The following is a 14,269-nucleotide window of genomic DNA, read 5'->3' as shown; positions in this document are numbered from 1 at the left end:
AACGGGACACGGGATTTTGATCCATGATACACTTTTATTTTTCCTGCCGTACAATATGGCACACGGGATCCTCATGATAACCGTGCTCATGGTCGACGGTGATTCATCCCTGCTTGATGACGCACGCCGGTATCTTGGAAGGGATCCCGACATCAGGCTTGTGACGGCGTTTTCCGGCGAGGAGGCACTGCGTCTTTTCCCGGGGGGGAAACCGGATGTCATGGTCTCCGGTTTCTGCCTGCCCGGCATGAACGGCATCGAGCTGTTTCGCACGGTACGGGAGCGGGGGAGTGAGATCCCGTTCATCATCGTCACCGGCGGAGGGCAGGAGGGCATCGTCATCGATGCGCTGAACGCCGGTGTCGATTTCTATCTCAGGAAAGGCGGAGAACCGGGAGCACTATTTGCCGAACTCCGCAACTCCATCAGGCAGCTTGTGAACGGCTGTCATACCGGGCGATCCCTGCCGCAGAGCGGGAATCTGCTCCGCACCATCATCGAACACCTGCCGGATGCCACATTCGCCATCGATACCGACGGCAGAGTTGTTGCATGGAACCGCGCCATGGAGACGATGACGGGCATCCTTTCCGAAGAGATGATCGGGAAGGGCGATTTTGAATATGCCCTTCCCTTTTATGGAACCCGCCGCCCGGTTCTCATCGACATGGTCACCAGGCCCGAAGAAGGAATCGCACTGTATGATGAGATTAGGCATAACGGGAATGGTATCGAAGCAGAAACCATAATATCCCGGCCAGGCGGAAAGGAGAGGATTCTCTGGGTAAAGGCTGCCCGGCTGGTCGATGACAACGGCAATCCCGGAGGCGCTATCGAATCTATCAGGGACATCTCCGAAAACCGGCTTCAGACAATTCTGCGGGAGGGCGAGGCTAAATACCGTCAGCTTGTCGACCATGCCAGAATCGCCATCGTTGTCGCCCAGGAGGGCAAAATCAGATTTATGAACCCGTTCGGCCTCGAGATATTCGGCCTCACGCCGGAATCGGTTGCCGGTATGCAGATGGAGCAGCTGATTCATCCGGACGACCGCTCGATGGTGCTCGAGCGGCATGAACAGCGCCTTGCCGGAAAAACGCTGCCGAGCACCTACACCTTCCGTATCATCGACCGCACCGGCTCGGTGCGCTCTATAGAGATCAATGTCATCATGTTCTCGTGGGAGGGGAAACCGGCCACTCTGAATCTGCTTTTCGATATCACGGAGCGGAGGGAGGCCGAAGCGCTTCTGCGAGAGCGGGAGGCGGTGCTGCGGTCCATTTTCGCAGTTTCTCCCGTGGGAATCGCTATGATCGCGAGGGGCACCATCCTTGAGGTGAATGACACGTTCTGCGAAATGACGGGCTACGCACCCGGGGAACTCACTCAACAGAAGACGCGGATACTTTATGACGATGACGCCGAATACGCAGCCGTCGTCAAAGCGATTGCAGACGGCATCAGTACGGGCGGCACGGGAAGCGTGGAAACGCACTGGCGGCGGAAAGACGGCTCCATCGTCGATATACTCCTTCAGTCGACGCTCATTGATCCGGCCTCCCCTGACTCTGCCCAGAGTTCTGTTGCCATGGATATTACCGAACAGAACAAGGCGGCGGCAGCATTGCGGGCTAGTGAGCAGCGGTTCAAGGATCTGGCAGAGATGCTGCCTCAAACGATATTCGAAGCAGATACCAGCGGAAACCTGACGTATGTCAACAGGCAGACTTTTCCGTCATTCGGCTTCACGGCGGAGGATTACAGGCGCGGCATAAACATTCTCGAAGCACTGATACCGGAAGACAGGGACCGCGCACGGGTAAATATCGGGCGGATACTGAAAGAAGGCAGGCACCGGGGTTCGCAATACACTGCCCAGAGAAGGAACGGAACGACGTTTCCGGTCATGATCTCCTCCGCACCAATCATCAAAGACGGAAAGACGATCGGACTGCGGGGATTCGTCATCGACATCAGTGAAATAAAAAAGGCGGAAATGGCGCTCAAAAGGGCGAACGAACGCCTCAACCTGATGAACAGCGTCACCCGCCATGATATTCTCAACCAGATTACGGTTCTGCAGGGTTTCCTTGCACTGGGTAAAGAGAAAACAGTCACCGCGGACATGCGTTCCCTGATCTCCAAACTGGAGATGGCGACCGAGACTATCCGGCGACAGATCGATTTCACCCGTGAGTACCAGGATATCGGCGCACAGTCGCCGCGATGGTTCTCCGTCGAAGAACTGGTCCGTACTGCCGGATCGATGCTCCCGATGGGCAGTGTTGCCCTGACGATCGACGTCGAAGGGATTGCAGTCTTTGCAGATCCTCTTGTCGAGAAGGTCTTTTACAACCTTCTGGAAAATGCTCTCCGGTACGGCGAGACGCTGACAACCATAACGGTCAGCGCCAGCCCGGATCAGAACGGCCTCATTATCATGGTCGCCGATGACGGCATTGGCATCCCTGCTTCTGAAAAGGAGCGCGTTTTTAGTCGCGGCTATGGTAAAAACACGGGATACGGACTTTTCCTTGCACGGGAAATCCTGTCAATCACGGGGCTGACAATCCGGGAGACCGGCACACCGCAATCAGGGGCATGCTTTTCCATACGGGTGCCGGCCGGAGAGTTCAGACGGAAAACCCCGTAACAGGAAATTGTCCGGATCCGCGACACCGCATCACACCTTCAGGAAGATGAGAAGAATCCGCCCGTCACCATCGGAAAGCCGAAGGATGCCGCCCTCTATCCGGAAGGTGCGGACGGAGGACAGCATTCCGAGATAGATACTCTCCTGCTCCATCACCCCTTCGGGCGAGATGCAGTACATCTCCGTTGCGTACACCGGACCGAGGCTGAGGTCCCCGGACAGGCCTTCGCCTCCCGCGGCATACTCCGTTCCGTAGTGGTTGCACCCGCCCGAACCCGCCATGCTTCCGTCTTCACCGAATTCCGCGGTGATCCGCGTACCGGCAAGCACGCGGATTTCGGTTCCCGTTGCATTCCTGAGCGACGCGAGCTCCCATGTCCCGTCCGACAGGCTCTCCGGCGCACCTTCCCCGGCCGCCTCTTCAATCCATGTTACAGTGATCGGGGCGCCCCACATCTGGATTGTAGCCAGATCCTCAGGCACGTACGTAAACCGCACACGCATGCCGTCCACCGCAAAAGCCGGATCAAGATTCAGCGGAAGATATTTCGTACCGTCAACCCCGATTATGCCGTAAAATCCACCCTCGATGTCCACATGGACCACCGTGCCCGTCACCACCTCTCCCGGCGCCGATGCACAGCCACACGCAAGCAGTGCGCCTACGAGCACAAGACATACATACAGAACATATCTTCCCGGTATCATGGAATCCAACCGTCCCACGGCAGGATAGGCAGCGCCCGGTAAAATACCTGTCTGAAACTGCGGCCTCCCTCGCACCAATCCGAAGACCGCACAATGCAGCCCTCCCGTCACTCAGGCACCTATCGCAATCTGGACGGCAGTCGGGTATGCCTGCATGATCGCGTGGACAATCGGCCTTGCAACCCAGAGCCGGCCCTTTTCCGGCGTCCGCATCCCTGAAATTTCACCGAGTTCCTGCAGCGCCGCCACGGCATACTCGTCGGCCGTGTATACGCTGTCCCGGACATCCGGGACGTAGATAAAGAGAATCGGCAGGCGCAGATGCCTGTGCAGGCGGATTGGGAGGCGTTGTGCAAGCATCCCGAGCATTGCCCTGTCGAAGAGATACTCCCCGCCCCCTTTCGTCGTCGCGTACGGCCGCTCCTCTTCCAGCAGCCGGGAGAGGGTCTTTCTGTCGGCGACAATCCCGTCGTTGATCTTCTTCGCCTCGCGGCTCATCCATCGCCGGAGCACGGATTCGTCATGGGGGCGCGGTGCGTGGGACATGACGTACCGGAATTGGGGGTACCCTGGTATATATGCTTCACCCGGGCTACAGTGCGGAGGGGGATTGACCCCCCGGATATTCCGGTAACGCCGTGACGGGAACGCCAATACCTTTATACAGGGGGGTTTCATCTCATACTCGTGGTGAAACCATTGAAACCTTCCCATATCGCGGCCATCATCCTGGTTGCAGCCCTTCTCTCCCTGACGACCATTGTCCGGCTCCTCGGAGACTGGTTCTGGTTTACTGCCGTCGGATACGAGAGTGTTTTTTTAACCGTGCTTATCACGTCGATCATAATCGGGCTTATCGCCTTTACCGTATTTTTCGGTTTCTCGTACGGAAACGCCGTTTTTGCGGCGCGTACCGCTGCACGGGGCCGGAGCATGCCCAAAACGCGGCTCACGGAAGTGGCCCTGATTGCCGGCATTGCGGGCTTTTTTGCGGCCCTTTCTGCCGCCGGATCGTGGGAAACAATCCTGAAATTCGTTCACCAGACGTCATTTTCCACACCCGACCCCATTTTCAGCCTTGATGTCGGATTTTACCTCTTTTCCCTCCCATTTTACTCCCTTCTTGTCAGCTTTTTCCTCGGACTGTTCATATTCGCGACACTGCTGTCGGCGCTGTCATTCCTGCTTCAGGCGATGAAAATCAGGATCCGCGAGGGCCGAACTCCCTATTTTGTCGTGGATGCGGCTGAAGAGTTCGACTGGATGGGATTTTTAAAGCAGTTCCTTCCCCACTTAAACATCCTGCTGTTCCTCATCTTCGCCGCGCTTGCCGAACGGCTATGGCTGGCGCGTTTTGATCTGCTCTTTTCACCCTCCGGAGCGGTATTCGGGGCGGGATATACGGATGTAAATGTGACACTTACTGTTCTTACGATCCTCACGTTCGTTGCCTTCGCCATCGGCATCGGGTTTCTGGTCAACGAGAAATTCAAACGCGTGGATATTATCAAATATGGAATCCTCGCCTTCATGGGGATCGCCATCGCAGGCCTCATCGCCAGCGGTGTCATGCAGGCCCTCGTGGTCGAACCTGACGAATCGAATCTTGAAAGACCGTACCTCGACTACAATATCCGGAACACACTGGCGGCATACGGGCTTGATGAGGCCCGTGAACGAATTTTCCCCGTTAACTACTCCCTCACGGCAGATGATATCCGCGCCAACAACGCAACCGTCGGAAATATAAGGCTGTGGGACTGGAGACCTCTGAAAACGACATACGAACAGCTGCAGCTCTTCCGGACGTATTACACATTCAATGACGTCGATGTGGACCGCTATATGCTGGACGGCATGTACAAGGAGGTGCTGATATCGCCACGGGAGATGGACAGCAGAAACCTGCCTGTGCAGGCGCAGACGTGGGTTAACAGGCACCTTGTCTACACTCACGGCTACGGGGCGGTCATGAATCCCGTCGATATCGTATCGGCAGGCGGTCTCCCGAGCTTCTACCTCAAGGATATCCCCCCCACATCTGATTACATCCGGCTGGACGAGCCCCGTATCTATTTCGGTGAAAGCACAACGGACTACGCTGTAATCAGGACGAGCACTGACGAACTCGACTATCCCGCCGGGGAGCGGAATATCTATACCACCTACGAGGGGACGGGAGGAGTCGCCCTCTCCGACGTGATCCGTAAATTCGTCTATGCATCCCGTTTCGGATCGATCGAGCTTCTCGTCTCGGGCTCACTCGAACCGGACAGCCGTATTCTCCTGCACCGGAGCATAAAGGACAGGGTCCGAACCATCGCGCCCTTCATGTCGTACGATCCCGACCCCTACATTGTCATCGCCGACAACAGGCTCTTCTGGATACTCGACGCCTATGTCACCTCGGACAGATACCCCTATTCCGAACCGGTGCAGGTGCAGTCCATCAGTGCCCGGCCGCTGAATTATATCAGGAACAGTGTCAAGGTGGTCATCGATGCCTACAACGGGGATGTCACGTACTATGTCGTCGAACCCGGCGATCCTCTGACACGGACGTACCGGAAGATGTTCCCCGAACTCTTCAGGGACTTTGACGAGATGCCCGGGGAACTGCGGGAACACATCAGATATCCGCAGGGCATATTCGAGATCCAGGCCTTTCTCTACGCGACTTACCATATGAATGACCCGCGGGTTTTCTACAACAGGGAAGACCAATGGGTGTTTCCCGATGAGGTCTACCGCGGTTCCCGCCAGCCCATGGAGCCGTACTATATCATCATGAAGCTTCCCGGGGAGCAAACAGAGGAATTCATCCTGATGCTCCCGTTCACCCCCCGCGGCAAGGAGAACATGATCGGCTGGATGGCCGCACGCTCGGACCCCACCCACTACGGGGAGCTGATCGTATACCAGTTTTCCAAGCAGGAGCTGACGTACGGGCCCATGCAGATCGAAGCGAGGATTGATCAGGATACCGAGATTTCGCAGGACATAACGCTCTGGTCCCAGTCGGGATCGTCCGTTCTGCGGGGGAACACGCTCATTATCCCGATAGAGAATTCGATCATCTACGTGGAACCACTGTACCTCGAGGCGACCGAGAAGGGCACGCTGCCCCAGCTCCAGCGTGTAATTGTCGCATACAACGACCGCCTGACGATGCAGGAAACTCTCGCCGATGCCCTGGATGTCATTTTCGGGGAAGGAGCAGGCACCGGCACGGGTGAAGAAACCACTCCGCCGATCACGGCGGGCGATGCGGAAAAACTCGCGAAGATTGCCGAGCTCTATGACAGGGCGCAGCGGGCGCTCGCCGGAGGCGATCTCGGCCTGTACCAGCGGTATATCGACGAGATCGGATCAGTCGTGTCGGGATGACGCAACCCCGGGCCCCTTTTTTTCCCGCGTTCGGGGTAATCCTCCCTGCCTGCGGTGCAACCGGATACCCCGCATCCATCCATGCGACGTAGTTCCCTTCGAGCCGGTAGACATTCATAAATCCCGCGACCACCGGGTTCTGTGCCTCCGTGATTGCACGCTGTCGACATGGCAGCATACCAGATAAATCCCGTCTTCATCCGGCGTCGGGATGGCTGAGCTGCAAAATACCGGGGGTCTGTATGTCGGAGAGAGCCCCAAGGATTATTAAAATCAACGGTGATTGACTTCCTGTATCAGGCCGGAGAGATCCATGATGGTGAACCTGCGTATAGTAGCTTTCCTGGGCATTGCCATTTTCCTCTTTTTCCTCGTTTGTACCGGAACCGTGGGTGCGGAGTGCCCGAAGGGCTGCGAGTGCATGACGCCGGCGACAGCACAGAAAAATGGTTATACCCCCTGCGGCGGGCAGCAGATCCTCTGCGGGTATGATAAATTCCAGAATCCGATGTACTGCTACCAGATACCGGTTACGACCAAAACTTCCACACCGACGCCGACAACCGCACCGCCCACGACCGCCCCGACACAGGCTCCGCCGCCCACCCCACCAGTACCCGCCACGTGCCCGTCCGCCTGCACGTGCACGGGAACTGCAGAAGCACAGAACGCCGGACTGGACGCCTGTGGGGGCCAGCAGATCCTCTGCGGCTACGATCAGGTGCAGAATCCGATGTACTGCTGGCAGATTCCGGCGACGACCGTCCCGACCACATCGGCAACGCCGACGGCATCACCGACACCCACGACAGTCCCCCCGACAACCGTCACTCCGACGGCATCGCCGGTACCGGCCGCCACGACCATGCCGCCGGCAACCGCAACGCCGACACCGACGCCAGCCGCATACACATCCGCATTCCTCGACACCCGGACGATCCCGGAGAAACCCGCTCTCGGGGACCGTGTACGCTATATCGTCACCACGGCCGATGCAGGTGCCACGCGGGTTATCGAGATCTGGATGGACGGGCGCCGTATCACCACCTGCCATGACGCCGCCTGCGAATACGTCTCCCCGCCGGTTGCGTCCGATCCTTCTTTCGGCGCAGTCGCCGCCGACCGCTCCGGCGTCCTGTACGCCGAGGGGTCGGTGCCCCCCGAGGAATACGCCCGTCTCGCACCGGGAGACACGGATCGTGATGGTGTGGACGATCTGTGGGACACCTGCCCGGACGTACCCAATCCCGATCAGGCCGATACCGACGGCGACGGTGTCGGGAATGCCTGCGACGCCTGCTGTCCGGCCTGCGGCGACACCGATCTCCTCGAGCCCGAATACTGCTGTGCGGATCTCGATCCGCTGTACTATCCCTCCGCGGCATACACCTGCCGCGATTCTCTGACAGCGTATGACAGCGATACCGGGCGGATCCGCTACTACTGGGAGGACCTCTACGGCTCCGTTGCCGGAAACGGCTGCGGGTGCAGGGATACGGACGGCGGCGAGGAGACCTTCGTCTCCGGAAGCGTCTACATCGAGCGCCAGACTGAGGAGAGCTGCACTGATATCTGGAACGAGATGCGGGGGACATTCGTGCGCTCCTGCACGCCCGCCCGGACTACCTGCGGGGAGTATGCCGACCGGTGCGTGAACGCAACCCACATCGAGGAATTTTCCTGCGGACCCGACGGCCTCGTGAGCACCATCACCGCCTGCCCCTACGGCACATGCGAGCACGGTGCCTGCACCTGCCCGGATACGGACGGGGGGAACAATCCTTACGTGCAGGGAACAGTGGCAGGACAGACTGATTACTGCTGGAATGCGCTAAGCCTCGTGGAATACACCTGCGGGCTCGACTATGCGGGCCATTTTGCTGCGCACAGCAGCCTGATCACCTGCCCGTTCGGCTGCGATTCGGGGGCCTGCGTCTGCGAGGACTCGGACGGCGGGCTCAATTACGACAGAAGGGGGCGGATCGGCACGAACGAGGATTACTGCACCGACTCACGGACGCTTGTCGAATATTACCCGGACCGCTCGGGCGGCGGATGTGCGGCTGCGACCGTGACCCACACCTGCGACGGGCTCTGCAGTTACGGAGCATGCCAGGCAGCCACGTGCGACGACCGCATCCAGAATCATGGCGAAACCGACGTGGACTGTGGCGGGCCCTGCGACACCGCCTGCGACCTCTGCCATGCGGATGATCTCCCTGATGTCTTTGACTGGCGCGACTGGCTGGGCGTGAACTGGATCACGGAGGTGAAAAACCAGGGCAATTGCGGCTCATGCTACGCCTTCGCAACCCTTGCGGCAATGGAGGCGACCTACAATATCGAAAACGCCGCGGAGTTCCGGGCGGGAACGCTCGACTTCGGCCTCTATCCGCGCATCAACGCCCGTGGCCTTCCCGAGCTCGATCTCTCCGAGCAGGCGATCGTCTCCTGCTGGGGTGCCGCGGGAGCGGGCAGCGGCCACTGCTGCGGTGGATGGCCGGGGCCGTTCCTCTTCGACTACATCCAAAATGACGGCGTGCCCGATGAGACCTGCTTCCCGTACAGCGACGAAAGCACCTCATGCGGCGAGATCGAAACCCCCGGGTGCTTCCGCCGCTGCAGCGACTGGAGCTCGCGGGCATGGACGATCTCGCGGGAGCGGGACGTCGGCGACAGTGCGACGGACGGGATCGAGGAGGGGCGGGTGAAGCGGGCGCTGGTCTGCTACGGCCCGATCATCTCCTGCGAGTACAATGCAGGCGATCCCGGCGCCTCGCACTGCATCCTCATCATCGGCTGGGACGAGACCGCCCGTGAGTGGATTATCAAAAACAGCTGGGGTACCCTCTGGTCGCGCGGGAGTGAATCCGGCGGGTTCGGGTCGATCCCCTACGACCACCGCTGGACCTCCACTTCGTGGTGGGAAGTGAACGAAAAATGGAACGTCCGGGGGGTGAGGCCGGGATGACCCGGCGATCCCTGCACATGCTCCTCGCCCTGCTCCTTATCGCCGCACCGGCAGGAGCGCTTCGCGATCCCGCGATGGTGTACTGCACCGAACTCGGGTACGAGTATGTCCCGGTCATGACCGACACGGGGCAGGTCGACGCCTGCAGACTCCCCGACGGCCGCTATATCAGGACATGGGATTTCCTCGCGGGGATATCGGCTCCCGAGGCGGGCTACTGCGCACGGCAGGGCTATGAAACGAAAACCATCCATGACTGCGACCGGTGCTCGCCAGTCTATTCCTGCACCTGCGCCGTCTGCATTCTGCCGGACGGGTCCGAGGAGGAGGCAACCACTCTCATGGCACTCGATTTCAGGGAATTCAGCCCTGTTTCAGCCATATGCGGCGACGGAGTCTGCACCGTCGGCCCCGAGAACCACACCGCGTGCCCGGCCGACTGCCCCTCGGGCGGCGGGGACATCTGCTGCGACGGGGTGCAGGACGGCATCTGCGATCCCGACTGCCGCCCCGAGCAGGATCCCGACTGCCCGGTTGAGACGGAGGAGCCAGCAGGAGAGGCCACCCCCGGGTTTGCCGTGATCGGGGCGGCAGGAGCGCTCGCTTTTACCATCTGCATGAGAAAAAGGTAATTTTTTTTAGGAAATACGCGAGCGCTCCTGCGATTGAAAGGTATCACTACTTCCGCCAAGTTGTCTCCTCCGTATGCGATCCTGCACCAAGCACTTCTCCAAGCCCGGCAATCGCCCGTTCCGTCCTCGGGCATGTGAACTGATAACCGCCCGTATAACTCGCCATATCCCCTGCAAGTCTCCGCACATCCTCTATTGTGTCAAGATCATACCAGACCGGCAGCAGATATCCGGAGAGACCTTTTCCCCGTGTCCTTTCAAGCGTCATGCTCAATACCCGTGATGTGCTCCACGGCATGTCGGAAAACAGAGCAGGGAGGTGTTGACGGCTCCCAATGAGATAATACCCGCCGTCGTCACAAGGGCCCAGCACGACATCCCTAAAATCGAGCCGCCGGAGCGCCTTCGTGAGATACTCCGCGGGCAGGTGTGGGGTGTCGCTTCCCATGAGGATCACCTTCCCGTATCCCATAGAGAACAGTCTCTCTGCGATCCCGGAGAGTTTTCCACCCAGATCTCCATCACCCTGCGCAATGCACCGGACCCTCTCCGGTGCCATCCGGGAAAAGAAATCCCCTGCTGTCTCCGGGTCATATGCGACGAAACAATCAGCATCCCGGATTCCTGATACGTTTAAGACAGTATCACGGAGAAACGCACCATACAATTCTGCAGCTGCCAGCGGTGTGAGCGGCGGGCAGAGGCGTGTCTTGACGGTGCCCGGCACCGGTTGTTTTGCCATGATCACGATGGCATTTCGGGGACTGTTCAGATTTCTCTCCTCCGCCCGATCCAGAGACCCCGTCCCACTTTTCCGGCATCTGCGGCGTCTGCCCAGAGTGCGACTCCGCGAACGACCGCCTGATAGAGATCCGACCCGAACCGGTTCATGATCGGTACCCGGAGATCTCCTTCGAGCGCGTCTTTGTACGCCTGGCAATGGTCGGCAAAGTCCCTGCTTAAATCGTCTGCGACTGATACGAGAAACCCATTCTCCCGGAGGAGCCCCGCATACCCTTCAAGCGTTCCGAGCGAGGGAAAGATCATGAAGGAGACGAGATGCTCCCACTCGCTTTCGGACATAACTCCCGTCTGGATCCAGTCGGTAAAAGCAATCACACCTCCGGGTCTGATCACGCGTGCGGCCTCGGAAATCAGCCTCTCTTTATCAGTCACATAGCACCAGGCATCCTGCCCCCAGATAATATCGAATGTCGATGCCCGAAACGGTATATCAAGCGCATTTCCACATTTAAAGGCAACACGCCCCGACAGGCCTGCCAACTCCGTTCTTCTGGCCGCCTCCGCCACCATTTCCGGTGTTGCATCGAGGCCGGTAACCCGGCATCCATACGTCCGGGCGAGATGCCGTGCCGGACCCCCAAGCGCACTGCAGATATCAAGGACGTGGACATCTGCGGTCACACCGGCCCTCTGTGCGAGTTCATCTGTCGAATGTCCGCCCCCGACGTGGATTTCTTCTCCCATTACCATTTCCCAGATTTCGCCAACCGCTCCGGCGTATGCCCCGGTCACGTCAGCGATCGTGACATCCTGTCTTCTCTCAATCATGTGTATCACCACCTGTTTTGTAGGGGCAGTTCGGATCCTCCCCCATCATATCCCCGGACGTATAATATGCCGTCGCCCGGCACCCCCAGCAGACAGGCCTGTTCTGGCAGGTCGTGCATTTTTTGGGCATTTCTCCGTTCCGGAGCGGTGCAAACGTCAGCTCTCGCCGGTTTTTGTTGATGATCTCCCGAAACGGCATCTCGCCGATATTTCCAAAACTCTTTCTGATAACAGAACAGGGAGTCACATCCCCGTCAACCGTTACACAGACAATCCCGCTGCAGTAGAACTTGTTCACATCCATCGTGCTCATCGAGAGAGGCGATCCGGGATAATTCACCCGGTCCCGCACATCGCAGGCATGCCGGATCTCATCAGGTGTCGGGACCCATTCCGGGTGCTCCGCCCCGAGCCCGGCCATGCAAATCTGTGTCAGGCACGTCCGGATCCCTTTGGAAGCGAAGAATCGTATCGTTCTTTCGACATCTTCTCCTGCGAGCGGCCGGGTAAACGTGATGCAGTTAATGATCTCGTCCGGATTCTTGCCACACCTGAGGAGATGCTCCACCCCCTCGAGAATCGCACGGATCTTCCCCGCAGGATTTTCCGTGTGGAGGGCTCCATAGATCGTCTCATCGAGGGTGTCGAGATGAACGCTGATAAAACCACCATCAGAGGCTTTCACAACCTGTTCTGCAACCAGAGGATCGGATAGCGGCATGCCGCTCGTCCAGATGTTGTTTTTCAGGCCACGACCCTGTGCTGCCTCTATCAGTTCGTACCAGTCGCTTCTCATGAGGGGATCACCGCCCAGCCAGTCGATAGCACGCACATCCAGTGCCACCGCCTCGTCAAGAAGCCGGATTATACTCGCCTTTGGCAGTTCCGCAGAGGGTGCGTCGTCCGCTGCCGCGTAGCAGTACCGGCAGCCCTGCGGACAGGAAAGACACGACTCGATCTGGACCGAGTACACCTTTGATTCCTCAAAAAAACGGGTGACTTCCGACGAATCGGGGTGAAGGCACCCTCCGCTGACCACAGAATCGGGTTCAGCCATCTTACCGACGCCCCCCCCTGCCGATGTCAGTACAGGCCTGATTACTATACAGGAAATGTGTGAAATACAATATAGACATTCGTGATCATTCTCCGAAGATTCCAATAGATGCAAGCGGGAGGAGGAGCATCAGCACCGCCCCAGTAAAAGTCGGTCCGGGACACCCGGAATCTCCCGATGGTTTTCACGTATCGTTCCATGATGGCGAGGATGACGAGGATGACGAGCATTGCGTTGAAGATCGACGTCGAGGGTTCGTGTTCGACGGGGAGATAGAGAAGGAATGGATCAGCGGCGTACCAGCGGACGAAGAAGAAGATGAACGGCATATGGGCAATTCCTATGTATGCAAAAGTGAGGAGGTGAATCCTGAGCCAGGCATTCAGCCGTGGCGGTGGCTGGACGAGGTCCTTCCCCGTCAGCCGCTCAATGACAATGACAGCGAGCATTAACGCAAAAAATACACCGGCAATCCCGGTTGCCGTCTCGCCCGAAAAAAAGGCGAGTTCGGCCGGGACCATGAGAAAAGATGCGATGACGGCGATAATGCCAGAGGACACTGATCGTTTCCATGAAGCAAGCCCGACGATGATGAATATAAGCGCAAACGCGAAGTTATGAGCCCAGCGCACATCACCCTCGTAGAGAGGGAAGGCAGGGCCCAGCCAGAAGACCAGCCAGGCAACTCCGAGGATCAGCACGCCGAATCCTGCTGTCATTACCCGTTCGTAATCGATCCTCATAACCGCCAATTCTGCATGTCAACTAATAAATGTGACGAGCGCTTCCGCTATTCAGATGATATGTTGGAGAGCGCAATCCCGATGCCCCTGATCTCGATCATCACGCCGGTTCTGAATGAAGAGGCAGCCATCGGGCCGTTTCTTGACAATCTTGCCCACCTGCAGGGAGATTTCGAACTGATCGTCGCAGACGGCGGGAGTTCGGACGGGACGGTTGCGGCAATCGAGCAGTGCCGCCCGGAATTCCCGGCACCCCTGACACTCCTCACGGCTCCGACGGGCAGGGGTATCCAGATGAATGCCGGAGCGGCAGTCACCCGCGGGGATATCCTCCTTTTTTTGCATGTCGACTGCACGATACCGGATGATGCCCTGTTCGTCATAAAAAAGGCGTGCGAAACGGATGGCGTTGTGGGCGGTGCGTTTCGGCAGTCGTTTCCGGACCCCGACCTCTTCTTTGTCCTATCGAGCGGGATTGTTAATCTGCTCGCGAAATATACGGGAATTTTCTTCGGAGATTTCGGGATATTTATTAAAAAAGAGTTT

General features: G+C 58.3%; 10 protein-coding genes and 1 pseudogene. 5 read left to right on the top strand and 6 right to left on the bottom strand.

Features of this window, described 5'->3' with window-relative positions:
* Positions 1 to 16 precede the first annotated feature (16 nt).
* Entirely contained in the window at positions 17 to 2,653 is a 2,637-nt protein-coding gene (locus tag APR53_09810) for a hypothetical protein (protein KQC04589.1), read from the top strand.
* Between the two features lie 30 nt (positions 2,654 to 2,683).
* Here APR53_09810 and APR53_09805 read toward each other — a convergent pair whose 3' ends face one another.
* Entirely contained in the window at positions 2,684 to 3,361 is a 678-nt protein-coding gene (locus tag APR53_09805) for a hypothetical protein (GenBank protein KQC04588.1), read from the bottom strand.
* Between the two features lie 111 nt (positions 3,362 to 3,472).
* A complete protein-coding gene (locus tag APR53_09800) occupies positions 3,473 to 3,907 on the bottom strand; it encodes a hypothetical protein (protein KQC04587.1) in 435 nt (144 codons plus the stop codon).
* 153 nt (positions 3,908 to 4,060) lie between these two features.
* Here APR53_09800 and APR53_09795 point away from each other — a divergent pair, with 153 nt between their 5' ends.
* From APR53_09795 to APR53_09785, 3 genes are all read left to right on the top strand, one after another.
* Positions 4,061 to 6,748, top strand: coding sequence for a hypothetical protein (locus tag APR53_09795; protein ID KQC04586.1), 2,688 nt, complete (start codon positions 4,061 to 4,063; stop codon positions 6,746 to 6,748).
* 865 nt (positions 6,749 to 7,613) lie between these two features.
* Entirely contained in the window at positions 7,614 to 9,719 is a 2,106-nt protein-coding gene (locus APR53_09790) for a hypothetical protein (protein KQC04585.1), read from the top strand.
* Complete coding sequence (locus tag APR53_09785; protein KQC04584.1) at positions 9,689 to 10,351, top strand: hypothetical protein; 663 nt, start codon at positions 9,689 to 9,691, stop codon at positions 10,349 to 10,351. Before APR53_09790 ends, APR53_09785 begins: the two co-directional genes overlap by 31 nt.
* Positions 10,352 to 10,397: 46 nt before the next feature.
* On the opposite strand, the gene APR53_09780 is transcribed toward APR53_09785, so the two are convergent.
* From APR53_09780 to APR53_09765, 4 genes are read right to left on the bottom strand one after another with little or no spacing between them, the layout of a single operon-like run.
* Positions 10,398 to 11,093 carry a hypothetical protein gene (locus APR53_09780; GenBank protein KQC04583.1) on the bottom strand — a complete coding sequence of 232 codons (696 nt, stop codon included), beginning with the start codon at positions 11,091 to 11,093 and terminating at the stop codon, positions 10,398 to 10,400.
* 26 nt (positions 11,094 to 11,119) lie between these two features.
* Entirely contained in the window at positions 11,120 to 11,923 is an 804-nt protein-coding gene (locus tag APR53_09775) for a ubiquinone biosynthesis protein UbiE (protein KQC04582.1), read from the bottom strand.
* Positions 11,916 to 12,980, bottom strand: coding sequence for a hypothetical protein (locus APR53_09770; GenBank protein KQC04581.1), 1,065 nt, complete (start codon positions 12,978 to 12,980; stop codon positions 11,916 to 11,918). The genes APR53_09775 and APR53_09770 overlap by 8 nt, the downstream gene beginning before the upstream one ends.
* A gap of 44 nt (positions 12,981 to 13,024) precedes the next feature.
* Entirely contained in the window at positions 13,025 to 13,723 is a 699-nt protein-coding gene (locus tag APR53_09765) for a hypothetical protein (protein ID KQC04580.1), read from the bottom strand.
* Positions 13,724 to 13,804: 81 nt separating this feature from the next.
* On the opposite strand from APR53_09765, the pseudogene APR53_09760 reads away from it, so the two are divergent.
* Positions 13,805 to 14,269 (top strand): annotated as a pseudogene (locus APR53_09760).

The sequence above is a fragment of the Methanoculleus sp. SDB genome (genome assembly GCA_001412355.1).
GTDB lineage: Archaea > Halobacteriota > Methanomicrobia > Methanomicrobiales > Methanomicrobiaceae > LKUD01.
This window is presented reverse-complemented; position numbering and strand designations above follow the sequence as displayed.

What these genes read in the sequence shown, in the direction of transcription:
- APR53_09780 (KQC04583.1), bottom strand. Translation starts at nt 11,093, where the DNA reads ATGGCAAAACAACCGGTGCCGGGCACCGTCAAGACACGCCTCTGCCCG.
- APR53_09775 (KQC04582.1), bottom strand. Translation starts at nt 11,923, where the DNA reads ATGATTGAGAGAAGACAGGATGTCACGATCGCTGACGTGACCGGGGCA.
- APR53_09805 (KQC04588.1), bottom strand. Translation starts at nt 3,361, where the DNA reads ATGATACCGGGAAGATATGTTCTGTATGTATGTCTTGTGCTCGTAGGC.
- APR53_09770 (KQC04581.1), bottom strand. Translation starts at nt 12,980, where the DNA reads ATGGCTGAACCCGATTCTGTGGTCAGCGGAGGGTGCCTTCACCCCGAT.
- APR53_09765 (KQC04580.1), bottom strand. Translation starts at nt 13,723, where the DNA reads ATGAGGATCGATTACGAACGGGTAATGACAGCAGGATTCGGCGTGCTG.
- APR53_09790 (KQC04585.1), top strand. Translation starts at nt 7,614, where the DNA reads ATGCCGCCGGCAACCGCAACGCCGACACCGACGCCAGCCGCATACACA.
- APR53_09800 (KQC04587.1), bottom strand. Translation starts at nt 3,907, where the DNA reads ATGTCCCACGCACCGCGCCCCCATGACGAATCCGTGCTCCGGCGATGG.
- APR53_09785 (KQC04584.1), top strand. Translation starts at nt 9,689, where the DNA reads ATGGAACGTCCGGGGGGTGAGGCCGGGATGACCCGGCGATCCCTGCAC.